The sequence below is a fragment of the Pseudomonas morbosilactucae genome (genome assembly GCF_023241665.1).
In the GTDB taxonomy this organism is placed as follows: Bacteria; Pseudomonadota; Gammaproteobacteria; order Pseudomonadales; family Pseudomonadaceae; genus Aquipseudomonas; species Aquipseudomonas morbosilactucae.
In genome coordinates this window covers 152,179-174,917 of sequence record NZ_JALQCX010000018.1, presented here as the reverse complement: position 1 = coordinate 174,917, position 22,739 = coordinate 152,179, and the positions used below count along the sequence as shown (strand labels likewise).

The 22,739-nt window shown below is 54.7% G+C and carries 33 protein-coding genes; all 33 read left to right on the top strand.

Annotation, left to right across the window (positions count from 1 at the left end):
* Positions 1-41: 41 nt before the first annotated feature.
* Positions 42-4,241, top strand: a complete 4,200-nt coding sequence (gene rpoC / locus M1B35_RS11910; RefSeq protein WP_123336142.1) for a DNA-directed RNA polymerase subunit beta' — start codon at positions 42-44, stop codon at positions 4,239-4,241.
* Positions 4,242-4,457: 216 nt separating this feature from the next.
* Positions 4,458-4,829 (top strand): 30S ribosomal protein S12, encoded by a 372-nt coding sequence (gene rpsL / locus M1B35_RS11905; protein ID WP_003186084.1) that lies wholly within the window; start codon positions 4,458-4,460, stop codon positions 4,827-4,829.
* Between the two features lie 112 nt (positions 4,830-4,941).
* Positions 4,942-5,412 (top strand): 30S ribosomal protein S7, encoded by a 471-nt coding sequence (rpsG, locus tag M1B35_RS11900; RefSeq protein WP_003186074.1) that lies wholly within the window; start codon positions 4,942-4,944, stop codon positions 5,410-5,412.
* Between the two features lie 30 nt (positions 5,413-5,442).
* On the top strand, positions 5,443-7,548 hold the full coding sequence (gene fusA / locus M1B35_RS11895; RefSeq protein ID WP_123336144.1) for an elongation factor G: 2,106 nt from the start codon (positions 5,443-5,445) through the stop codon (positions 7,546-7,548).
* Positions 7,549-7,578: 30 nt separating this feature from the next.
* Entirely contained in the window at positions 7,579-8,772 is a 1,194-nt protein-coding gene (gene tuf / locus M1B35_RS11890; RefSeq protein WP_139049048.1) for an elongation factor Tu, read from the top strand.
* Positions 8,773-8,915: 143 nt separating this feature from the next.
* On the top strand, positions 8,916-9,227 hold the full coding sequence (rpsJ, locus tag M1B35_RS11885) for a 30S ribosomal protein S10 (RefSeq protein WP_003186070.1): 312 nt from the start codon (positions 8,916-8,918) through the stop codon (positions 9,225-9,227).
* 80 nt (positions 9,228-9,307) lie between these two features.
* On the top strand, positions 9,308-9,943 hold the full coding sequence (gene rplC, locus M1B35_RS11880) for a 50S ribosomal protein L3 (RefSeq protein WP_003186059.1): 636 nt from the start codon (positions 9,308-9,310) through the stop codon (positions 9,941-9,943).
* 12 nt (positions 9,944-9,955) lie between these two features.
* Entirely contained in the window at positions 9,956-10,558 is a 603-nt protein-coding gene (gene rplD / locus M1B35_RS11875; RefSeq protein WP_123334526.1) for a 50S ribosomal protein L4, read from the top strand.
* Complete coding sequence (gene rplW, locus M1B35_RS11870; RefSeq protein ID WP_002555488.1) at positions 10,555-10,854, top strand: 50S ribosomal protein L23; 300 nt, start codon at positions 10,555-10,557, stop codon at positions 10,852-10,854. The genes rplD and rplW overlap by 4 nt, the downstream gene beginning before the upstream one ends.
* 14 nt (positions 10,855-10,868) lie before the next feature.
* Complete coding sequence (gene rplB / locus M1B35_RS11865; RefSeq protein ID WP_123334528.1) at positions 10,869-11,693, top strand: 50S ribosomal protein L2; 825 nt, start codon at positions 10,869-10,871, stop codon at positions 11,691-11,693.
* A 16-nt stretch (positions 11,694-11,709) separates the two neighbouring features.
* On the top strand, positions 11,710-11,985 hold the full coding sequence (gene rpsS / locus M1B35_RS11860) for a 30S ribosomal protein S19 (RefSeq protein ID WP_002555486.1): 276 nt from the start codon (positions 11,710-11,712) through the stop codon (positions 11,983-11,985).
* Between the two features lie 13 nt (positions 11,986-11,998).
* Complete coding sequence (gene rplV / locus M1B35_RS11855; protein WP_003103908.1) at positions 11,999-12,331, top strand: 50S ribosomal protein L22; 333 nt, start codon at positions 11,999-12,001, stop codon at positions 12,329-12,331.
* A gap of 13 nt (positions 12,332-12,344) precedes the next feature.
* The gene (rpsC, locus tag M1B35_RS11850; protein WP_123334530.1) at positions 12,345-13,031 is read left to right on the top strand and encodes a 30S ribosomal protein S3; all 687 of its coding nucleotides are present in this window, start codon (positions 12,345-12,347) and stop codon (positions 13,029-13,031) included.
* 12 nt (positions 13,032-13,043) lie between these two features.
* Positions 13,044-13,457, top strand: coding sequence for a 50S ribosomal protein L16 (gene rplP, locus M1B35_RS11845; RefSeq protein WP_025262050.1), 414 nt, complete (start codon positions 13,044-13,046; stop codon positions 13,455-13,457).
* On the top strand, positions 13,457-13,648 hold the full coding sequence (gene rpmC, locus M1B35_RS11840) for a 50S ribosomal protein L29 (protein ID WP_002555481.1): 192 nt from the start codon (positions 13,457-13,459) through the stop codon (positions 13,646-13,648). Before rplP ends, rpmC begins: the two co-directional genes overlap by 1 nt.
* A gap of 2 nt (positions 13,649-13,650) precedes the next feature.
* Positions 13,651-13,917: a 30S ribosomal protein S17 gene (gene rpsQ, locus M1B35_RS11835; RefSeq protein WP_003194644.1), complete on the top strand. Its 267-nt coding sequence runs from the start codon at positions 13,651-13,653 to the stop codon at positions 13,915-13,917.
* 23 nt (positions 13,918-13,940) lie between these two features.
* A complete protein-coding gene (gene rplN, locus M1B35_RS11830; RefSeq protein ID WP_002555479.1) occupies positions 13,941-14,309 on the top strand; it encodes a 50S ribosomal protein L14 in 369 nt (122 codons plus the stop codon).
* Between the two features lie 11 nt (positions 14,310-14,320).
* Positions 14,321-14,635 (top strand): 50S ribosomal protein L24, encoded by a 315-nt coding sequence (gene rplX / locus M1B35_RS11825; protein WP_007896770.1) that lies wholly within the window; start codon positions 14,321-14,323, stop codon positions 14,633-14,635.
* Positions 14,636-14,655: 20 nt separating this feature from the next.
* Entirely contained in the window at positions 14,656-15,195 is a 540-nt protein-coding gene (gene rplE / locus M1B35_RS11820) for a 50S ribosomal protein L5 (protein WP_003210069.1), read from the top strand.
* Positions 15,196-15,208: 13 nt separating this feature from the next.
* Positions 15,209-15,514, top strand: coding sequence for a 30S ribosomal protein S14 (gene rpsN / locus M1B35_RS11815; RefSeq protein ID WP_003228726.1), 306 nt, complete (start codon positions 15,209-15,211; stop codon positions 15,512-15,514).
* 207 nt (positions 15,515-15,721) lie between these two features.
* The gene (rpsH, locus tag M1B35_RS11810; RefSeq protein WP_017848802.1) at positions 15,722-16,114 is read left to right on the top strand and encodes a 30S ribosomal protein S8; all 393 of its coding nucleotides are present in this window, start codon (positions 15,722-15,724) and stop codon (positions 16,112-16,114) included.
* A gap of 12 nt (positions 16,115-16,126) precedes the next feature.
* A complete protein-coding gene (gene rplF / locus M1B35_RS11805) occupies positions 16,127-16,660 on the top strand; it encodes a 50S ribosomal protein L6 (protein WP_123334532.1) in 534 nt (177 codons plus the stop codon).
* Between the two features lie 10 nt (positions 16,661-16,670).
* The gene (rplR, locus tag M1B35_RS11800; protein ID WP_003186037.1) at positions 16,671-17,021 is read left to right on the top strand and encodes a 50S ribosomal protein L18; all 351 of its coding nucleotides are present in this window, start codon (positions 16,671-16,673) and stop codon (positions 17,019-17,021) included.
* 3 nt (positions 17,022-17,024) lie between these two features.
* The gene (gene rpsE, locus M1B35_RS11795; protein WP_003186035.1) at positions 17,025-17,525 is read left to right on the top strand and encodes a 30S ribosomal protein S5; all 501 of its coding nucleotides are present in this window, start codon (positions 17,025-17,027) and stop codon (positions 17,523-17,525) included.
* Positions 17,526-17,527: 2 nt separating this feature from the next.
* The gene (gene rpmD, locus M1B35_RS11790) at positions 17,528-17,704 is read left to right on the top strand and encodes a 50S ribosomal protein L30 (RefSeq protein WP_003176408.1); all 177 of its coding nucleotides are present in this window, start codon (positions 17,528-17,530) and stop codon (positions 17,702-17,704) included.
* A gap of 3 nt (positions 17,705-17,707) precedes the next feature.
* A complete protein-coding gene (gene rplO, locus M1B35_RS11785) occupies positions 17,708-18,145 on the top strand; it encodes a 50S ribosomal protein L15 (protein ID WP_123334534.1) in 438 nt (145 codons plus the stop codon).
* Positions 18,146-19,474 (top strand): preprotein translocase subunit SecY, encoded by a 1,329-nt coding sequence (gene secY, locus M1B35_RS11780; RefSeq protein ID WP_003210064.1) that lies wholly within the window; start codon positions 18,146-18,148, stop codon positions 19,472-19,474.
* Between the two features lie 24 nt (positions 19,475-19,498).
* Positions 19,499-19,615 (top strand): 50S ribosomal protein L36, encoded by a 117-nt coding sequence (gene rpmJ, locus M1B35_RS11775; protein ID WP_002555468.1) that lies wholly within the window; start codon positions 19,499-19,501, stop codon positions 19,613-19,615.
* Positions 19,616-19,745: 130 nt separating this feature from the next.
* A complete protein-coding gene (rpsM, locus tag M1B35_RS11770) occupies positions 19,746-20,102 on the top strand; it encodes a 30S ribosomal protein S13 (RefSeq protein WP_003186020.1) in 357 nt (118 codons plus the stop codon).
* A 30-nt stretch (positions 20,103-20,132) separates the two neighbouring features.
* Positions 20,133-20,522, top strand: coding sequence for a 30S ribosomal protein S11 (rpsK, locus tag M1B35_RS11765; protein WP_007924177.1), 390 nt, complete (start codon positions 20,133-20,135; stop codon positions 20,520-20,522).
* An 18-nt stretch (positions 20,523-20,540) separates the two neighbouring features.
* Positions 20,541-21,161, top strand: coding sequence for a 30S ribosomal protein S4 (rpsD, locus tag M1B35_RS11760; protein WP_003176404.1), 621 nt, complete (start codon positions 20,541-20,543; stop codon positions 21,159-21,161).
* Between the two features lie 22 nt (positions 21,162-21,183).
* Positions 21,184-22,185: a DNA-directed RNA polymerase subunit alpha gene (locus M1B35_RS11755; protein WP_003186012.1), complete on the top strand. Its 1,002-nt coding sequence runs from the start codon at positions 21,184-21,186 to the stop codon at positions 22,183-22,185.
* A 42-nt stretch (positions 22,186-22,227) separates the two neighbouring features.
* A complete protein-coding gene (rplQ, locus tag M1B35_RS11750) occupies positions 22,228-22,614 on the top strand; it encodes a 50S ribosomal protein L17 (protein WP_123334536.1) in 387 nt (128 codons plus the stop codon).
* Positions 22,615-22,739 lie beyond the last annotated feature (125 nt).

The following is a 22,739-nucleotide window of genomic DNA, read 5'->3' as shown; positions in this document are numbered from 1 at the left end:
GGCAGGATTGCCCGCTCTCTGCTCCGCCAGGAGGAAAGGCCTTGAAAGACCTACTGAATTTGCTGAAAAACCAGGGTCAAGTCGAAGAGTTCGACGCCATCCGTATCGGATTGGCATCGCCTGAGATGATCCGTTCGTGGTCGTTCGGTGAAGTTAAAAAGCCGGAAACCATCAACTACCGTACGTTCAAACCTGAGCGTGACGGCCTGTTCTGCGCCAAGATCTTTGGCCCGGTAAAGGATTACGAGTGCCTGTGCGGTAAGTACAAGCGCTTGAAGCATCGCGGCGTGATCTGCGAGAAGTGCGGCGTTGAAGTTGCACTGGCCAAGGTTCGTCGTGAGCGCATGGCGCACATCGAACTGGCTTCGCCGGTTGCCCACATCTGGTTCCTGAAGTCTCTGCCGTCCCGTATCGGCTTGCTGATGGACATGACCTTGCGTGATATCGAACGTGTTCTCTACTTCGAGAGCTATGTCGTTATCGATCCAGGCATGACCACTCTTGAAAAAGGTCAGTTGCTGAACGACGAGCAGTATTTCGAAGCGCTGGAAGAGTTCGGTGATGACTTCGATGCCCGTATGGGCGCCGAGGCCGTTCGCGAGCTACTGCACGCTATCGACCTGGAGCACGAGATTGGCCGTCTGCGTGAAGAGATTCCGCAAACCAACTCGGAAACCAAGATCAAGAAGCTGTCCAAGCGTCTGAAGTTGATGGAAGCCTTCCAGGGTTCCGGCAACCTGCCAGAGTGGATGGTGCTGACCGTGCTGCCGGTTCTGCCGCCAGACCTGCGTCCATTGGTTCCGCTGGATGGCGGTCGCTTCGCGACTTCCGACCTCAACGATCTGTATCGTCGAGTGATCAACCGTAACAACCGTTTGAAGCGCCTGCTGGATCTGTCCGCTCCGGACATCATCGTGCGCAACGAAAAGCGTATGTTGCAGGAAGCTGTCGACGCATTGCTCGACAACGGTCGTCGTGGCCGCGCTATCACGGGTTCCAACAAGCGTCCTCTGAAATCCCTGGCTGACATGATCAAGGGTAAACAAGGTCGTTTCCGTCAGAACTTGCTCGGTAAGCGTGTTGACTACTCCGGTCGTTCGGTAATTACCGTAGGTCCGACCCTGCGTCTGCACCAGTGCGGTCTGCCGAAGAAGATGGCTCTCGAGCTGTTCAAACCGTTCATTTTCGGCAAACTGGAAATGCGCGGTCTTGCGACCACTATCAAAGCGGCCAAGAAAATGGTCGAGCGCGAACTGCCAGAGGTTTGGGACGTTCTCGCTGAAGTGATTCGCGAACACCCGGTCCTTCTCAACCGTGCACCGACCCTTCACCGTCTGGGTATCCAGGCGTTTGAACCGGTACTGATCGAAGGTAAGGCTATCCAGCTGCACCCTCTGGTCTGTGCTGCGTACAACGCCGACTTCGACGGCGACCAAATGGCCGTGCACGTACCGCTGACGCTGGAAGCCCAGTTGGAAGCGCGTGCGTTGATGATGTCGACCAACAACATTCTGTCGCCAGCCAACGGTGAGCCAATCATCGTTCCTTCGCAGGACGTTGTATTGGGTCTGTACTACATGACGCGTGAAGCGATCAACGCCAAGGGCGAAGGTCGTATTTTTGCTGACCTGCAGGAAGTCGACCGCGTATTCCGCGCCGGCGAAGCTGCACTGCACGCCAAGATCAAGGTTCGTATCAACGAAACCGTTAATGATCGTGATGGTGGCAGCGTGAGCGGCACCCGTATTGTCGACACGACTGTCGGCCGTGCGCTGCTGTTCCAAGTTGTGCCTAAAGGCCTGTCCTTCGACGTCGTCAACTTGCCGATGAAGAAGAAAGCGATTTCCAAGCTGATCAACCAGTGCTACCGCGTAGTGGGTCTGAAAGAGACCGTGATCTTCGCTGACCAGTTGATGTACACCGGTTTCGCTTACTCGACCATCTCCGGCGTTTCCATCGGTGTTAACGACTTCGTTATCCCAGATGAGAAAGCTCGCATCATCGGTGCTGCCACCGACGAAGTGAAAGAGATCGAAAGTCAGTACGCCTCCGGCCTGGTAACCCAGGGCGAGAAGTACAACAAAGTGATCGACCTTTGGTCGAAAGCGAACGACGAAGTCTCCAAAGCGATGATGGCCAACCTCTCGAAAGAGAAAGTCATCGACCGTCACGGCGACGAAGTCGAGCAAGAATCCTTCAACTCGATGTACATGATGGCCGACTCGGGCGCACGGGGTTCTGCTGCGCAGATCCGTCAGCTCGCCGGTATGCGTGGCCTGATGGCCAAACCGGACGGTTCCATCATTGAAACGCCGATTACTGCGAACTTCCGTGAAGGTCTGAGCGTACTCCAGTACTTCATCTCGACTCACGGTGCTCGTAAAGGTCTGGCGGATACCGCGTTGAAAACTGCGAACTCGGGTTACCTGACTCGTCGTCTGGTAGACGTAGCGCAGGATCTGGTTGTAACCGAGATCGATTGCGGTACCGAACATGGTCTGCTGATGACTCCGCACATTGAAGGCGGTGACGTTGTAGAGCCATTGGGTGAGCGCGTATTGGGTCGTGTTATCGCCCGTGACGTATTCAAGCCGGGTACCGAGGACGTGATAGTTCCTGCAGGTACCCTGGTCGATGAGAAGTGGGTTGAATTCATCGAGCTGAACAGCATCGACGAAGTGATCGTGCGTTCGCCGATCAGCTGCGAAACCCGCTATGGCATCTGCGCCAAGTGCTACGGCCGTGACTTGGCTCGTGGTCACCAGGTGAATATCGGTGAAGCGGTCGGCGTTATCGCTGCCCAGTCCATCGGTGAGCCGGGTACCCAGCTGACCATGCGTACGTTCCACATCGGTGGTGCGGCAAGCCGGACCTCCGCGGCCGACAGTGTTCAGGTGAAGAATGGCGGTACCGTCCGTCTGCACAACCTGAAGCACGTTGAGCGAGTGGATGGCCACCTGGTTGCTGTGTCTCGTTCGGGTGAGCTGGCTATCGCTGATGACTTCGGTCGTGAGCGCGAGCGTTACAAGCTGCCGTACGGTGCTGTGATTTCGGTTAAAGAGGGTGACAAGGTCGACGCTGGCGCAATCGTGGCCAAGTGGGATCCGCACACTCACCCAATCGTTACCGAAATGAAAGGTACCGTGACCTACGTGGGCATGGAAGAAGGCATCACGATCAAGCGTCAGACTGACGAATTGACCGGTATGACCAACATTGAAGTTCTCGACGCGAAAGATCGTCCAGCTGCCGGTAAAGACATTCGTCCTGCCGTGAAGATGGTCGACGACAACGGCAAGGACCTGTTGCTGCCGGGCACTGACGTTATCGCTCAGTACTTCCTGCCAGCCAACGCCCTGGTCGGTGTAGCGGATGGTGCGAAGATCGCGATCGGTGATGTTATCGCTCGTATCCCGCAAGAAACTTCGAAGACCCGTGACATCACCGGTGGTCTGCCGCGTGTTGCCGACTTGTTCGAAGCTCGTCGTCCGAAAGAAGCGTCGATTCTGGCTGAGGTCAGCGGTACCATCGCATTCGGTAAAGAGACCAAGGGCAAGCGCCGTCTGGTTATCACCCCGAACGATGGTACGGATCCGTACGAAGAGCTGATTCCGAAGTGGCGTCACCTGAACGTCTTCGAAGGCGAACAGGTAAACCGCGGCGAAGTTATCTCCGACGGCCCGAGCGATCCACACGACATCCTGCGTCTGTTGGGTGTGAGTGCGCTGGCCAAGTACATCGTTAACGAGATCCAGGACGTTTACCGCCTGCAAGGCGTGAAAATCAACGATAAGCACATCGAGACCATCCTGCGTCAGATGCTGCGTAAAGTTGAAATCGCTGAATCCGGCGATTCGAGTTTCATCAAGGGCGACCAGATGGAGCTGACTCACGTGCTGGTAGAGAACGAGCGTCTGGGCGCGGAAGACAAGTTTGTCTCCAAGTTCACTCGCGTGTTGTTGGGTATCACCAAGGCGTCGTTGTCCACTGAGTCGTTCATCTCGGCGGCCTCCTTCCAGGAGACCACTCGTGTACTGACCGAAGCAGCGGTAACCGGCAAGCGCGATTACCTGCGCGGCCTGAAAGAAAACGTGGTCGTGGGTCGTCTGATCCCGGCTGGTACCGGTTTGGCCTACCACAGCGAGCGCAAGCGTCGCCGTGATGCAGACAAGCCGCTGCGCGTAAGCGCCAGTGAAGTGGAAGCTGCACTGACCGAAGCGCTGAACTCTAGCGGTAACTGAGTTCTGCGATAAATAAGTCCGGGCCCTGGCAGCCCCATTCGTCGGATCGAGGCAATTTTGCCTCGGTTCGATGAGAGGGGAGGTCGGGGCCTTGCCTTGACTGGGGGCAAGATCCTCTTTAGACTCTTGTACCCCTAAATTTGGCGGGAATTCGTTCCTGCCATTTTGCTTTTCTTGCAAGACAATAGCGTCGCAAGACAACAGTGGAGCTAGTAGATGGCAACTATCAACCAGCTGGTACGTCAGCCGCGTAAGCGTATCGTCGAGAAATCCGACGTGCCTGCGCTGCAGAACTGCCCGCAACGTCGTGGCGTATGCACTCGCGTGTATACCACTACGCCGAAAAAACCTAACTCGGCACTGCGTAAAGTATGCCGTGTGCGCCTGACCAACGGTTTCGAGGTTTCCTCGTACATCGGCGGTGAAGGCCACAACCTGCAAGAGCACAGCGTGGTACTGATCCGCGGCGGTCGTGTAAAAGACTTGCCAGGTGTTCGTTACCACACCGTTCGCGGCTCCCTGGATACCTCCGGCGTTAAAGGTCGTAACCAAGGTCGTTCGAAGTACGGTACCAAGCGTCCGAAGTAATCGGTCGTTTTGCAGTTATTAATTTTATTGAGTCGATAAGAGTAAGGTCGGGCACACAATTCTTTGGATTGACTGTCCCGGGCTAACCTGAAGACCGTTTGAGGGCTTATCAATGCCAAGACGTCGCGTAGCAGCCAAACGTGAGATTCTGGACGATCCGAAATACGGAAGCCAGATTCTCGCCAAGTTCATGAACCACGTAATGGAAAGCGGCAAGAAAGCCGTTGCCGAACGTATCGTTTATGGTGCGCTGGACAAAGTTAAAGAGCGCAAGAACAGCGATCCCCTGGAAATCTTCGAGAAAGCTCTCGACGCCATCGCTCCGCTGGTCGAAGTGAAGTCGCGCCGTGTAGGCGGTGCTACTTACCAGGTTCCGGTCGAAGTTCGCCCGTCCCGTCGTAACGCGCTGGCAATGCGCTGGTTGGTAGACTTCGCGCGCAAGCGTGGCGAAAAGTCTATGGCTCTGCGTTTGGCTGGCGAACTGTTGGACGCCGCCGAAGGCAAAGGTGCTGCAGTTAAGAAGCGTGAAGACGTGCACCGTATGGCTGAAGCCAACAAGGCTTTCTCGCACTACCGCTTCTAATTTTAGCGTCACTCAATTTGCGAGGGCTTTATGGCTCGTACTACACCGATTAGCCGCTACCGTAACATTGGTATCGTTGCTCACGTGGATGCTGGTAAAACCACCACCACCGAGCGCGTCCTTTTTTACACTGGCAAAAGTCACAAAATGGGCGAGGTGCATGATGGCGCCGCGACCACAGACTGGATGGTGCAGGAGCAGGAGCGTGGTATTACCATTACTTCTGCTGCTATCACCGCCTTCTGGAAAGGTTCTGAGAAGCAGTACAAAGACGAGCACCGCTTCAACGTAATCGATACCCCGGGCCACGTAGACTTCACCATTGAAGTTGAGCGTTCCTTGCGTGTACTCGACGGCGCTGTCGTTGTGTTCTGTGGTACCTCGGGTGTTGAGCCTCAGTCGGAAACCGTATGGCGTCAAGCCAACAAGTACGGCGTTCCACGTCTTGTTTATGTAAACAAGATGGACCGTGCTGGTGCCAACTTCCTGCGCGTGATCGGTCAGATCAAGCAGCGTCTGGGTCATACACCGGTGCCTATTCAATTGGCTATCGGTTCCGAAGACAACTTCCAGGGTCAGATCGATCTGATCAACATGGAAGCTGTTTACTGGAATGATTCCGACAAAGGTATGGTTCCTGTTCGTAAGCCTATCCCTGCTGAATTGCAGGAACTGGCTGACGAATGGCGCAACAACATGGTTGAGGCTGCTGCCGAGGCCAACGAAGAGCTGATGAACAAGTACCTCGAAGGTGAAGAACTCACCAACGCGGAAATCAAGGCTGCTCTGCGTCAGCGTACTATTGCTGGCGAGATCGTCTTGGCTGTTTGTGGTTCTTCCTTCAAGAACAAGGGTGTTCCCCTGGTTCTCGACGCCGTTATCGACTTCCTGCCTGCTCCAACCGACATTCCTGCTATCAAGGGTTCCAACCCTGATAACGAGGAAGAAGAGATGGAGCGTCATGCTGACGACAGCGAGCCGTTCTCGGCTTTGGCGTTCAAGATCGCAACCGACCCATTCGTGGGTACCCTGACCTTCGTCCGTGTTTATTCGGGCGTTTTGGCCTCCGGCGACGGCGTGATCAACTCGGTCAAGGGCAAGAAAGAGCGTGTGGGTCGTATGGTGCAAATGCACGCAAACGCCCGCGAAGAGATCAAGGAAGTACGCGCTGGTGACATCGCGGCCCTGATCGGCATGAAGGACGTCACCACTGGTGAGACCTTGTGCGACGCTGCTAAGCCAATCATTCTGGTTCGCATGGACTTCCCGGAGCCGGTTATTTCGGTTGCCGTAGAGCCTAAGACTAAGGATGACCAGGAAAAAATGGGTATCGCTCTGGGCAAGCTTGCTCAGGAAGATCCATCTTTCCGCGTCAAGACTGATGAAGAGACTGGTCAAACGATCATCTCTGGCATGGGCGAGCTTCACCTGGACATCCTGGTTGACCGGATGCGCCGTGAATTCAACGTCGAAGCCAACATCGGTAAGCCTCAGGTTTCCTATCGTGAGCGCATCACGAAGAACTGTGAAATCGAAGGCAAGTTCGTTCGTCAGTCCGGCGGTCGTGGTCAGTTCGGTCACTGCTGGATTCGTTTTGCTCCTGCTGACGAAGGTCAGGAAGGTCTGCAATTCGTGAACGAAGTAGTCGGTGGTGTTGTTCCTAAGGAATACATCCCTGCTATCCAGAAGGGTATCGAAGAGCAGATGAAGAACGGTGTTGTTGCCGGCTATCCGCTGATCGGCCTGAAGGCTACCGTGTTCGATGGTTCTTACCACGACGTCGACTCCAACGAGATGGCGTTTAAAGTGGCTGCTTCCATGGCAACCAAGCAACTGGCCCAGAAGGGCGGTGGTGAGTTGCTGGAGCCGATCATGGCGGTAGAGGTTGTTACCCCTGAAGACTATATGGGCGACGTGATGGGTGACCTTAACCGTCGTCGCGGCATGATCTTGGGTATGGAAGACACGGTCTCCGGCAAAGTGATTCGCGCCGAAGTTCCGCTGGGTGAGATGTTCGGTTATGCGACCGACGTCCGTTCCATGTCTCAGGGTCGCGCAAGCTACTCTATGGAATTCAAAAAATACAATACAGCTCCGTCGCACATCGTCGAATCTGTAACCAAAAAACAAGGCTGATTCAGCCCTTTAGGCAAGGAGTTAATTGTCGTGGCTAAAGAAAAATTTGAACGTAACAAACCGCACGTCAACGTTGGCACTATCGGTCACGTTGACCACGGTAAAACCACTCTGACTGCTGCTCTGACCCGCGTCTGCTCCGAAGTTTTCGGTTCGGCCAAGGTTGACTTCGACAAGATCGACAGCGCCCCAGAAGAAAAAGCTCGCGGTATCACCATCAACACCGCTCACGTTGAATACGATTCGGCCGTGCGTCACTACGCACACGTTGACTGCCCAGGTCACGCCGACTACGTAAAAAACATGATCACCGGTGCTGCTCAGATGGACGGCGCAATCCTGGTTTGCTCGGCCGCTGATGGTCCGATGCCACAAACCCGTGAGCACATCCTGCTGTCCCGTCAGGTAGGCGTTCCGTACATCGTTGTCTTCCTGAACAAGGCTGACATGGTTGACGACGCAGAGCTGCTGGAACTGGTTGAGATGGAAGTGCGCGATCTGCTGAGCACTTACGACTTCCCAGGTGATGACACTCCAATCATCATCGGTTCGGCTCTGATGGCTCTGAACGGCCAAGACGACAACGAAATGGGTACCACCGCTGTTAAGCGTCTGGTAGAAACTCTGGACAGCTACATCCCAGAGCCAGAGCGTGCAATCGACAAGCCGTTCCTGATGCCAATCGAAGACGTGTTCTCGATCTCCGGTCGTGGCACCGTGGTAACTGGTCGTGTTGAGCGTGGCATTGTTCGCATCCAGGAAGAAGTTGAGATCGTTGGTCTGCGCGATACTCAGAAAACTACCTGCACCGGCGTTGAAATGTTCCGTAAGCTGCTCGACGAAGGTCGTGCTGGTGAGAACTGCGGCGTTCTGCTGCGTGGCACCAAGCGTGACGACGTTGAGCGTGGCCAGGTTCTGGTTAAGCCAGGTACCGTTAAACCGCACACCAAGTTCACTGCAGAAGTTTACGTTCTGAGCAAGGAAGAAGGCGGTCGTCATACTCCGTTCTTCAAAGGCTACCGTCCACAGTTCTACTTCCGTACTACTGACGTGACTGGTAACTGCGAGCTGCCAGAAGGCGTTGAAATGGTAATGCCAGGTGACAACATCCAGATGACTGTCACTCTGATCAAAACCATCGCGATGGAAGATGGTCTGCGTTTCGCTATCCGTGAAGGCGGTCGTACCGTCGGCGCTGGCGTCGTAGCCAAAGTCATCGAGTAATAGTCGATGATTTGAAAGAGCCCCCGCCTAGCGGGGGGCTTTTTTTATTGGGTTGACACCTATCTGGGGCGTCTATAGAATTGCGCCTCCTTTTAACGGGCGCAGTGCGCCCGGTGGGAATAGCAGCCGGAGTCTGAAATCCAATGCAAAATCAGCAAATCCGTATCAGGTTGAAGGCTTTTGACCATCGCCTGATCGACCAATCCACCCAGGAAATCGTGGAAACCGCGAAACGTACTGGTGCTCAAGTGCGTGGTCCAATTCCACTGCCTACCCGTAAAGAACGGTTCACCGTTCTGGTCTCCCCGCACGTCAACAAAGACGCGCGTGACCAGTACGAGATCCGTACTCATAAGCGCGTACTGGACATCGTCCAGCCAACGGATAAAACCGTTGATGCTCTTATGAAGCTCGATCTTGCGGCCGGTGTGGAAGTGCAGATCAGCCTCGGCTAAGACTCGGTCTTAGTCGTGTAACGCTCTGAAATGGGCGGCCATAGCGGGTGAAAGCCCCGTACACTCATGAGGTTTACAACATGACTATTGGTGTAGTCGGTCGTAAATGCGGTATGACCCGTATTTTCACCGAAGAAGGTGTCTCCATTCCGGTCACGGTCATTGAGATCGAGCCGAATCGCGTCACCCAGTTCAAAACTGAAGAGACCGATGGCTATCGTGCAGTGCAAGTCACTGTCGGCGAGCGTCGTGCTTCGCGTGTAACAGCTGCTCAAGCTGGCCACTTCGCTAAAGCGAACGTTGCCGCTGGTCGTACCGTAATGGAATTCCGTCTTGAAGAAGGCGAGTACCAGGCCGGCGATCTGATCAACGCTGAAATCTTCGCTGCTGGTCAACTGGTTGATGTGACCGGTCAGTCCAAAGGTAAAGGCTTCCAGGGTACGATCAAGCGCTGGAATTTCCGCGGGCAAGATAACACCCACGGTAACTCCGTATCCCACCGCGTCCCAGGCTCTATCGGCCAGTGCCAGACTCCTGGTCGTGTATTCAAGGGCAAAAAAATGTCCGGTCATATGGGCGCTGAGCGCGTGACCGTGCAGTCCCTGGAAGTAGTGCGCGTGGACGCTGAACGCAATCTGTTGTTGGTCAAGGGCGCTGTTCCTGGCGCTACTGGCGGCAACCTGGTTGTACGTCCAGCAGCCAAGGCTCGCGGTTAAGGGGAAGCTGACATGCAATTAAATGTAAATGACGCTCAAGCGATCGAAGTTTCCGAACTGACATTTGGCGGCGAGTTCAACGAGACGCTGGTTCACCAAGCAGTCGTGGCCTACATGGCCGGCGGCCGTCAAGGTAGCAAGCAGCAAAAGACCCGTTCCGACGTTCGTGGTGGCGGTAAGCGCCCATGGCGTCAGAAAGGTACTGGCCGTGCTCGTGCCGGTACTATTCGTAGCCCAATCTGGCGCGGCGGCGGTACCACTTTCGCAGCTCGTCCACAGGATCACTCCCAAAAGCTGAACAAGAAGATGTATCGCGCAGCAATGCGTTCCATCCTTGCTGAGCTGGTGCGTACTGATCGTCTGGTCGTGGTTCAGGACTTCGCTGTTGAAGCACCGAAAACCAAAGATCTGCTGAACAAGCTGAATGGCATGGGTCTGACTGATGTCCTGATCGTGTCTGATGCTGTTGATCAGAACCTGTACCTGGCTGCTCGTAACCTGCCACACGTTGATGTTCGTGACGTGCAAGGTTCCGATCCAGTTAGTCTGATCGCATACGACAAGGTGTTGATCACCGTGTCGGCCGTGAAGAAATTCGAGGAGCTGCTGGGATGAACCAGGAACGCGTATTTAAAGTTCTGCTTGGCCCGCACGTTTCCGAGAAGGCTACGGTTCTGGCAGACAAGAAAGGCCAGTTCGTTTTCAAGGTTGCTACTGATGCAACCAAGCTGGAAATCAAGAAGGCCGTCGAAAGCCTGTTCAGCGTGAAAGTAGAGCGTGTTACTACCCTGAATGTTCTGGGTAAGAGCAAGCGCACTGCTCGCGGTCTGGGCAAGCGTAATGACTGGAAGAAGGCAGTTATCTCCCTTCAGCCAGGCCAAGATCTCGATTTCAGCAGCAGTGCTGAGTAAGGAAGGGGTGCATCATGGCAATCGTTAAATGCAAACCGACTTCCCCTGGCCGCCGTTTTGTGGTCAAGGTGGTCAACCAGGAGCTGCATAAAGGCGCTCCTCACGCACCGCTGCTCGAGAAAAAATCGAAGTCTGGTGGTCGTAACAACAATGGCCGTATTACCACTCGTCACATCGGTGGTGGTCATAAGCAGCATTATCGTCTGGTCGACTTCCGTCGCAACGACAAAGATGGCATCGCTGCCACTGTCGAGCGTATCGAATACGATCCAAACCGTACTGCTCACATCGCTCTGCTGCTGTACGCAGATGGCGAGCGTCGCTACATCATTGCCCCTAAAGGCGTGAGCGCTGGCGACCAGCTGATCGCAGGTGCTTTGGCGCCGATCAAGCCGGGCAATGCTCTGCAACTGCGTAACATTCCAGTTGGTAGCACCGTACACGGCATCGAACTGAAGCCGGGTAAAGGCGCGCAAATCGCTCGTTCCGCTGGTGCTTCGGCTCAGCTGGTTGCGCGTGAAGGCGTCTACGTGACCCTGCGTCTGCGCTCCGGTGAAATGCGTAAAGTCCTGGCTGAATGCCGTGCGACCCTGGGCGAAGTCTCGAACTCCGAGCACAGCCTGCGTTCGCTGGGTAAAGCTGGTGCCAAACGCTGGCGTGGCGTTCGCCCAACCGTTCGTGGTGTTGCCATGAACCCGGTTGACCACCCACACGGTGGTGGTGAAGGTCGTACCTCCGGTGGTCGTCATCCGGTATCGCCATGGGGCTTCCCGACTAAGGGCGCGAAGACTCGTGGTAATAAGCGTACCGACAAAATGATCGTCCGTCGTCGCAAGTAAATAGAGGGATACGACAGTGCCACGTTCTCTGAAAAAAGGTCCTTTTATTGATCTTCACCTACTGAAGAAGATCGAAGTGGCGGCGGAAAAGAACGATCGCAAACCAGTTAAGACCTGGTCGCGCCGTTCCATGATCCTGCCACAAATGGTCGGTCTGACCATTGCTGTGCATAACGGTCGTCAACATGTTCCAGTTCTCGTGAACGAAGACATGGTCGGCCACAAACTGGGCGAGTTTGCCGGTACCCGCACTTATCGTGGGCACGTGGCAGACAAGAAAGCCAAGCGTTAAGGGGTAAGGAACGATGGAAGTAGCCGCTAAGTTGTCGGGCGCTCGAATCTCCGCCCAGAAAGCCCGCTTGGTCGCCGACCAGATCCGCGGGAAGAAGGTGGGCGAAGCGCTCAACCTGTTGGCTTTCAGCAGTAAGAAAGCCGCCGAGATCATGAAGAAAGTGCTGGAGTCGGCCGTAGCCAACGCCGAGCATAACGAAGGCGCAGACGTTGATGACCTGAAGGTCTCCACCGTTTTCGTCAACGAAGGGCGTTCGCTGAAGCGCATCATGCCACGTGCCAAAGGCCGTGCTGATCGCATCGTCAAGCGGTCTTGCCATATCACTGTCAAGGTTGCTGACAAGTAACGGAGTCGAAGAGATGGGTCAGAAAGTACATCCCATTGGCATTCGCCTGGGAATCGTCAAGGAGCACACCTCCGTCTGGTACGCAGACGGTCGGACTTATGCGGACTATTTGCTCGCAGATCTGAATGTGCGTGAGTATCTCCAAGACAAACTAAAAAGCGCGTCCGTGAGCCGTATCGATATCCATCGTCCGGCACAAACTGCACGCATCACCATCCACACCGCTCGTCCCGGCATCGTGATCGGCAAGAAAGGTGAAGATGTTGAGAAACTGCGTCAGGACCTGACCAAGCAAATGGGTGTGCCTGTGCACATCAATATCGAAGAGATCCGCAAGCCGGAGCTCGACGGTATGCTGGTTGCGCAGAGCGTAGCTCAGCAGCTGGAGCGTCGTGTAATGTTCCGTCGCGCTATGAAGCGCGCTGTACAGAACGCCATGCGCATTGGTGCCAAAGGCATCAAAATCCAAGTGAGCGGTCGTCTCGGCGGTGCTGAAATCGCGCGTACTGAATGGTATCGCGAAGGTCGTGTGCCATTGCACACCCTGCGTGCCGATATCGACTATGCCATCTACGAAGCTCACACCACTTATGGTGTGATCGGTGTGAAGGTTTGGATCTTCAAAGGCGAAGTAATTGGTGGTCGCCAAGAAGAACTGAAACCACAAGCACCAGCGCCTCGTAAAAAAGCTGCTAAGTAAGGGGTACGCCAAATGTTGCAACCAAAGCGTACGAAGTTCCGCAAGCAAATGACCGGCCACAACCGTGGTCTGGCATTGCGCGGTAGCAAAGTCAGCTTCGGCGAGTTCGCGCTGAAGTCTGTTGCTCGTGGTCGTCTCACCGCTCGTCAGATCGAGTCAGCGCGTCGTGCACTGACCCGTCACGTTAAGCGTGGCGGCAAGATCTGGATCCGTGTATTCCCGGACAAGCCTATCTCCAAAAAGCCCCTCGAAGTTCGGATGGGTAAAGGTAAGGGTAACGTGGAATATTGGGTTGCCCAGATTCAGCCAGGCAAAGTCCTGTATGAAATCGAGGGTGTTACTGAAGAGCTGGCGCGTGAGGCTTTCGCCCTGGCTGCTGCAAAGCTGCCGCTCGCCACCTCCTTTGTTAAACGGACGGTGATGTGATGAAAGCGAATGAACTTCGTGAAAAATCCGCACAGCAGCTGAACGAGCAACTGCTCGGCCTGCTGCGCGACCAGTTCAATCTGCGCATGCAGAAAGCAACTGGCCAGTTGGGGCAGTCTCATCTGCTCTCGCAAGTTAAGCGTGACATCGCTCGCGTGAAGACTGTGCTCAACCAGCAGGCAGGTAAGTAATCATGGCTGAAGCCGAAAAAACTGTCCGTACGCTGACTGGCCGTGTTGTCAGCGACAAGATGGACAAGACCATCACCGTTCTGATTGAGCGTCGCGTTAAGCACCCGATCTACGGTAAATACGTTAAGCGTTCGACTAAGCTGCACGCGCACGACGAAACCAACCAGTGCCACATCGGCGACAAGGTCACTATTCGTGAAACTCGTCCGATGGCCAAGACCAAATCTTGGGCCCTGGTTGATGTTCTCGAACGCGCTGTGGAAGTCTAAGGGCTAAGGGTCGGAGAAATTATATGATTCAGACTCAATCCATGCTCGATGTGGCCGATAACAGCGGCGCTCGCCGCGTTATGTGCATCAAGGTGCTGGGTGGCTCCCATCGTCGTTACGCTGGTATCGGTGACATCATCAAAGTTACCGTCAAGGAAGCAATTCCTCGCGGTAAGGTGAAAAAAGGCCAAGTGATGACTGCTGTTGTAGTCCGCACTCGCCATGGCGTTCGTCGTGCTGACGGCTCCATCATCCGCTTTGATGGCAACGCTGCTGTTCTGTTGAACAACAAGCAAGAGCCGATCGGCACCCGTATCTTTGGGCCAGTGACCCGTGAACTTCGTACTGAGAAGTTCATGAAGATCGTCTCGCTCGCCCCAGAAGTGCTGTAAGGAGATCCGACATGCAAAAGATTCGTCGTGACGACGAGATCATCGTGATCGCCGGCAAAGACAAAGGTAAGCGCGGTAAGGTGCTTAAGGTTCTGGCTGATGACCGTCTGGTCGTCGGTGGCCTGAACCTGGTCAAGCGTCATACCAAGCCTAACCCGATGTCGGGCGTACAGGGCGGTATCGTCGAGAAAGAAGCGCCACTGCACGCTTCCAACGTCGCCATTTTCAACGGCGAAACCAACAAGGCTGACCGCGTTGGTTTCAAAGTAGAAGACGGCAAGAAAATTCGTGTCTTCAAGTCGACCCAAAAAGCGGTTGATGCTTGAACACTGCTAGGTAGAAGACCATGGCACGACTAAAAGAGATTTACCGGAAGGAAATCGCTCCGAAACTTAAGGAAGAACTTAAGCTTTCGAACGTGATGGAAGTTCCGCGCGTTACCAAAATCACCCTGAACATGGGTCTGGGCGAAGCGATCGGCGACAAAAAAGTCATCGAGCACGCTGTTGCTGACCTGGAAAAGATCACCGGCCAGAAAGTCGTTGTGACCTACGCTCGGAAATCTATCGCTGGCTTTAAAGTCCGTGAAGGTTGGCCGATCGGCGTCAAAGTGACCCTGCGCCGTGAGCGTATGTACGAGTTCCTGGATCGTCTGCTGTCGATCTCCCTGCCTCGGGTTCGCGACTTCCGCGGCCTGAATGCCAAGTCCTTCGATGGTCGTGGCAACTACAGCATGGGCGTGAAAGAGCAGATCATTTTCCCGGAAATCGATTACGACAAGATCGATGCTCTCCGCGGTCTGGACATTACCCTGACCACCACTGCTAAGAACGATGATGAAGGCCGCGCTCTGCTGCGTGCTTTCAAATTCCCGTTCCGCAACTGATTGGAGTAGGAAAATGGCCAAGAAGAGCATGAAAAACCGTGAGCTGAAGCGTCAGCTCACTGTTGCCAAGTACGCCACCAAGCGTGCAGCGCTGAAAGCTATCATCGTGGATCTGAACGCAAGTCCAGAAGCTCGTTGGGAAGCTACCGTAGCTCTGCAGAAGCAGCCACGTGACGCAAGCGCTTCGCGCATGCGTAACCGCTGCCGCCTGACTGGTCGTCCGCACGGCGTTTACCGCAAGTTCGGCCTTGGCCGTAACAAGCTGCGTGAAGCTGCAATGCGTGGTGACGTACCAGGTCTGGTTAAAGCCAGCTGGTAATAGCTATCGAAGTCCCGGTGTCCAGGTTCGCAAGATCCTGACCATCGGTGGCCTTGAACATGAATCAAGCCCCTTTTGGGGCTTGATTCATTTCTGGGGTGTGTCTAGAATACCCGGCTCGCCTGAGCCCGTGTTTTTTGCCCGGAATTTCTCGGCGACAAGTAGTAGCCGCAAGGCTAATTTTTTTGTATTAGGAGCGTCTAGCCCATGAGTATGCAGGACCCGTTAGCGGACATGCTAACTCGAATCCGTAATGCCCAGATGGCTGAAAAGTCCGTCGTAAGCATGCCGTCTTCCACGTTGAAGGTGGCTGTAGCAAAAGTCCTGAAAGACGAAGGCTACATCGCGGGTTATCAGATCAGCAGCGAAATCAAACCTCTGCTGTCCATCGAGCTGAAGTACTTCGAAGGCCGTCCGGTCATCGAGGAAGTGAAGCGCGTCAGCCGTCCAGGCTTGCGTCAGTACAAGTCCGTTGAAGATCTGCCAAAAGTACGTGGCGGTCTCGGCGTGTCTATCGTCTCCACCAACAAGGGTGTGATGACTGATCGTGCTGCGCGCGCTGCCGGTGTCGGCGGCGAAGTTCTTTGCACTGTGTTCTAAGGGGGGATAAGCATGTCTCGCGTCGCTAAGAACCCCGTTAAGCTGCCAGCTGGTGTCGAAGTTAAATTCGCCGGCCAACAGCTTTCGGTGAAGGGTGCCAAGGGCACTCTCGAACTGAACGTACACTCGTCCGTTGAAGTGGTTGAGGAAGCTGGTGAGCTGCGTTTCGCTGCTCGCAATGGCGACCAACAAACTCGCGCAATGGCCGGTACCACTCGTGCGTTGGTAAACAACATGGTCCAAGGCGTAAGCCAAGGCTTCGAGCGCAAGCTCCAGCTGGTCGGTGTTGGTTACAAGGCACAAGCAAAAGGCACAGTGCTGAACCTGGCCCTCGGCTTCTCGCATCCAGTGGATTACGAACTGCCGGAAGGCATCACCGCTGAGACTCCTAGCCAGACCGATATCCTGATCCGGGGCATCGATAAGCAGCTGGTAGGTCAAGTGGCCGCTGAGATCCGCGACTTCCGTCCACCAGAGCCTTACAAAGGTAAAGGTGTGCGCTACGCGGACGAAGTCGTCCGTCGTAAAGAAGCCAAGAAGAAGTAGGGCATAGCAAATGACCGACAAAAAAGTTACTCGACTGCGTCGCGCTCGCAAAGCACGCCTGAAAATGCACGAACTCGAAGTCGTGCGTCTCTGCGTGTTCCGCTCTTCGCAGCACATCTACGCCCAGGTCATTTCGGCCGACGGCAACAAAGTCCTGGCAAGTGCCTCGACTTTGGATAAAGAACTGCGTGATGGCGCCACTGGCAACATCGACGCGGCCACTAAGGTTGGCCAGCTGGTCGCTACGCGTGCTAAAGCCGCTGGCGTCTCGCAGGTGGCTTTCGACCGCTCTGGCTTCAAGTACCACGGTCGCGTCAAGGCGCTGGCTGATGCTGCTCGTGAAGCTGGGCTGGAGTTCTAAGTTATGTCAAATAACGACCAAAAGCGCGACGAAGGCTACATTGAGAAGCTGGTTCAAGTTAACCGCGTAGCCAAAACCGTTAAAGGCGGCCGTATCTTCACCTTCACCGCGTTGACCGTGGTTGGTGATGGTAAAGGCCGTGTTGGCTTCGGCCGTGGCAAGTCGCGTGAAGTGCCTGCTGCGATCCAGAAGGCAATGGAAGCTGCTCGTCGCAACATGATCCAAGTTGATCTGAACGGCACCACTCTGCAGTACGCAATGAAGTCCGCTCACGGCGCTTCGAAGGTGTACATGCAGCCTGCTTCTGAAGGTACCGGTATCATCGCTGGCGGCGCTATGCGTGCTGTCCTCGAAGTTGCTGGCGTTCAGAACGTTCTGGCCAAGTGCTACGGCTCGACTAACCCGGTAAACGTGGTTCACGCCACTTTCAAAGGTTTGAAAGCAATGCAGTCTCCTGAGTCCATTGCTGCCAAGCGTGGCAAAAGCGTCAAGGAGATCTTCTGATCATGGCTACCGTAAAAGTAACGCTGATCAAAAGCATGACCGGCCGTATCCCTAACCACAAACTGTGCGTTAAGGGTCTGGGTCTGCGTCGCATCGGTCACACTGTAGAAGTCCAGGATACTCCCGAGAATCGCGGGATGATCAACAAGGCTTACTACATGCTGCGTGTCGAGGGTTAATCGATGAAACTCAATGATCTGAGTCCAGCGCCGGGTTCCCGTCGCGAAAAGCATCGTCCGGGCCGTGGTATCGGTAGTGGTTTGGGTAAGACTGGTGGCCGTGGTCACAAAGGTCAGACTTCCCGCTCCGGTGGCACCATTGCTCCAGGCTTTGAAGGCGGTCAACAGCCGCTGCATCGTCGCCTGCCGAAGTTCGGTTTCGTTTCCCTGAAGGCCATGGATCGCGCAGAAGTGCGTCTGTCCGAGCTGGCTAAAGTGGAAGGCGACATCGTCTCCGTGCAGTCCCTGAAAGATGCCAACGTGATCAACGTCAACGTTCAGCGTGTGAAAATCATGCTGTCCGGCGAAGTTACTCGCGCTGTCACCATCGGAAAGGGAATCGGCGCCACCAAAGGTGCGCGTGCGGCTATCGAAGCAGCTGGCGGCAAGTTCGAGGAATAAATGGCTAAGCAAGGTGCTCTCTCTGCGCTCGGCAAAGGCGGTATGTCTGAACTCTGGGCTCGTCTGCGTTTTCTGTTCTTGGCGATTATCGTCTACCGAATAGGCGCACACATCCCGGTTCCAGGTATCAATCCTGACCGACTCGCAGACCTGTTTCGACAGAATGAGGGGACCATTCTTAGCTTGTTCAACATGTTTTCCGGCGGCGCGCTGGAGCGGATGAGTATCTTTGCACTGGGGATCATGCCGTACATTTCGGCATCGATCATCATGCAGCTGATGACCGCCGTCAGCCCGCAGCTGGAGCAGTTGAAGAAGGAAGGTGAAGCTGGCCGTCGTAAGATCAGCCAGTACACCCGCTACGGCACTGTCATCCTCGCTCTGGTTCAAGCTATCGGCATGTCCGTTGGCTTGGCCGGGCAGGGTGTTGCGTTCACTGGTGACTTTGGCTTCCATTTCGTTGCGGTATCCACTTTTGTGGCTGGCGCAATGTTCATGATGTGGCTGGGTGAGCAGATTACTGAGCGTGGTGTTGGCAACGGTATCTCGATGTTGATTTTCGCAGGTATCGTCGCCGGTCTTCCGAGAGCGATTGGGCAGTCTTTCGAGTCTGCACGTCAGGGTGATATCAACATTTTTGCCTTGGTTGCCATCGGTTTGCTGGCAGTAGCGATTATCGGTTTTGTGGTGTTCATTGAGCGTGGCCAGCGTCGTATTGCTGTTCACTACGCCAAGCGTCAGCAGGGCCGCAAGGTTTTTGCTGCGCAGACTAGCCACTTGCCGCTGAAAGTGAATATGGCCGGTGTAATTCCTGCTATTTTCGCGAGCAGCATTTTGCTGTTTCCGGCTTCGTTGGGTGCCTGGTTCGGTCAGTCTGAAGGTATGGGCTGGTTGCAGGACATCTCGCAGTCGATCGCTCCTGGTCAGCCGTTGAATATTCTGCTGTTTAGTGCAGGGATTATTTTCTTCTGCTTCTTCTATACGGCGTTGATGTTCAATCCGAAAGACGTAGCGGAAAACCTGAAGAAGTCCGGTGCCTTTATTCCGGGCATCCGTCCAGGTGAGCAGTCGGCGCGCTACATTGATGGCGTTCTGACCCGCTTGACCATGTTCGGTGCTCTATATATGACGGCCGTGTGCTTGTTGCCCCAGTTCCTGGTGGTTGCAGCAAACGTTCCGTTCTACCTTGGCGGGACCTCGTTGCTGATCGTGGTCGTGGTTGTTATGGACTTTATGTCCCAAGTACAATCGCACCTCGTTTCGCACCAGTACGAATCCCTGATGAAGAAAGCCAACCTGAAGGGTTACGGCAGCGGCATGCTGCGCTGACCCATAAGGTTCGAGGAGTTGGTGATGAAAGTTCGTGCATCGGTGAAAAAGCTGTGCCGTAACTGCAAGATTATTCGCCGCGAAGGTGTTGTTCGAGTAATTTGCAGCGCGGAACCGCGTCACAAACAGCGCCAAGGCTGAGTGTGATTGTGCTTCAAGCCCGGCAGCTAGTGCGCTGCCGGGTTGATTATTTGTTATTACAGCGATATTATCTCGCGCCCTATTTCTTGGCTTCCGGGGCGTAGGTAGCTGTCAATTGGAGTCCCACTGAATGGCCCGTATTGCAGGCGTTAACATTCCAGATAACAAGCATACTGTTATCTCGCTGACCTACATCTATGGTGTTGGTCGCACTACTGCACAGAAGATCTGTGCAGTGACTGGGGTAAACCCAGCAGCAAAGATCAAAGATCTGAGCGACGAGCAAATTGAACAGCTGCGTGGCGAAGTGGCGAAGTTCACCACTGAAGGTGACCTGCGTCGCGAAATCAACATGAAAATCAAACGCTTGATGGACTTGGGCTGCTACCGCGGTCTGCGCCATCGTCGTGGTCTTCCAGTGCGCGGTCAGCGTACCAAGACCAACGCGCGTACTCGCAAAGGTCCGCGTAAGCCGATCCGCAAGTAATCGCACCAGCGAATCGACAGGAATTTAGTCATGGCAAAACCTGCTGCTCGTCCTCGTAAAAAGATTAAAAAGACAGTGGTTGATGGCATCGCCCACATCCACGCGTCTTTCAACAACACCATCGTGACCATTACCGACCGTCAAGGTAACGCTCTTTCCTGGGCTACCTCCGGTGGTTCGGGTTTCCGCGGTTCCCGCAAGTCCACCCCGTTCGCTGCTCAAGTAGCTGCTGAACGCGCTGGTCAAGCTGCGCTGGAATACGGCCTGAAAAACCTCGACGTTAACGTCAAGGGTCCAGGTCCAGGTCGTGAATCCGCAGTCCGCGCTTTGAACGGCTGTGGCTACAAGATCGCCAGCATCACCGACGTGACGCCAATCCCGCACAACGGGTGCCGTCCGCCGAAGAAGCGCCGCGTGTAATCCAGGAGATTGTAAAGAATGGCTCGTTACATTGGTCCAAAATGCAAACTGGCTCGTCGCGAAGGCACCGATCTCTTCCTGAAGAGCGGCGTGCGCGCTATCGAATCCAAGTGCAACATCGAAGCAGCACCTGGTATCCACGGCCAACGCCGCGGTCGCCAGTCCGATTACGGCACCCAACTGCGTGAAAAGCAGAAGGTCCGTCGTATCTACGGCGTTCTCGAGCGTCAATTCAGCGGCTACTACAAAGAAGCAGCTGGCAAGAAAGGCGCAACCGGCGAAAACCTGTTGCAACTGCTCGAATGCCGTCTGGACAACGTTGTATACCGTATGGGCTTTGGTTCTACTCGTGCCGAATCCCGTCAGCTGGTATCGCACAAGTCGATCAGCGTAAACGGTCAAACCGTTAACGTTCCGTCCTACCAGGTTCGTGCTGGTGACGTGGTTGCTGTTCGCGAGAAAGCAAAAAACCAACTTCGCATTGTCCAAGCTCTCGATCTGTGTGCCCAACGTGGCCGCGTAGAATGGGTAGAAGTAGACACTGAGAAGAAGTCGGGCGTTTTCAAGAACGTTCCAGCTCGCAGTGATCTGTCCGCCGACATCAACGAAAGCCTGATTGTCGAGCTCTACTCCAAGTAAGGGCTAGAAAATAGGTGCATCCATGCAGATTTCGGTAAATGAGTTTCTGACACCCCGCCATATTGATGTGCAGGTTGTCAGTCCAACCCGCGCCAAGATCACCCTCGAGCCTCTCGAGCGTGGTTTTGGCCACACCCTGGGCAACGCGCTGCGCCGCATCCTGTTGTCCTCAATGCCCGGCTGTGCAGTAGTCGAGGCCGAGATTGACGGTGTGCTCCACGAGTACAGCGCCATCGAAGGTGTACAGGAAGACGTAATTGAAATCCTGTTGAACCTTAAAGGTCTGGCTATCAAGCTGCACGGCCGTGACGAAGTTACGCTGACCTTGTCGAAGAAGGGTTCGGGGGTGGTTACCGCTGCCGATATTCAGCTGGATCATGATGTCGAGATCGTTAATCCCGATCACGTAATCGCTAACCTGGCGTCTAACGGCGCCCTGAACATGAAGCTCACCGTAGCTCGTGGTCGTGGTTATGAACCGGCCGACTCGCGTCAGAGCGATGAAGACGAAAGCCGCAGCATTGGTCGCTTGCAGCTTGACTCTTCGTTCAGCCCGGTTCGCCGTATCGCATACGTGGTGGAAAACGCCCGTGTCGAGCAGCGTACTAACCTGGACAAGCTGGTTATTGATCTGGAAACCAACGGTACCCTGGATCCTGAAGAGGCCATCCGTCGTGCTGCAACCATCCTGCAACAGCAGTTGGCTGCGTTCGTCGACCTCAAAGGTGACAGTGAGCCAGTGGTAGTCGAGCAGGAAGACGAGATCGATCCGATCCTGCTTCGCCCGGTTGACGATCTGGAACTGACTGTACGTTCGGCTAACTGCCTTAAGGCGGAAAACATTTACTACATCGGCGACCTGATTCAGCGTACCGAAGTAGAACTGTTGAAGACTCCGAACCTGGGCAAGAAATCCTTGACTGAAATCAAGGACGTTCTGGCCTCCCGCGGTCTGTCCCTCGGCATGCGCCTCGACAACTGGCCGCCTGCAAGTCTTAAGAAGGACGACAAGGCGACTGCCTGATCGTCGTAATCACCGAACGTTGTGTTTGGTAAGGAATGAACCATGCGTCATCGTAAAAGTGGGCGTCACCTGAGCCGCACCAGCTCGCACCGCAAGGCCATGTTTCAAAACATGGCGGTGTCGCTGTTCGAGCACGAGCTGATCAAAACTACACTGCCGAAAGCTAAAGAACTGCGTCGCGTTGCTGAGCCGCTGATCACTTTGGCCAAGACAGACAGCCTGGCTAACCGCCGTCTGGCTTTCGACCGTACTCGTTCGAAAGCTATCGTTGGTAAGCTCTTCAACGACCTGGGCAAGCGTTACGCTACCCGTGAGGGTGGCTACCTGCGCATCCTCAAGTGCGGTTTCCGCGCTGGCGACAACGCGCCTATGGCGTACGTCGAGTTGGTTGATCGTGCTGCCGGCGGTGAAGCTGTATCCGCTGAGTAAGACGTCAGTCTGAAACGAAAAACCGGGCCTTGTGCCCGGTTTTTTGTTGTCTGATGTATTAGCTATTTCTATCGGTAGGCAATGTGTAATGCATTGGCTGTTGTCATATTCATGGTCAATAATCC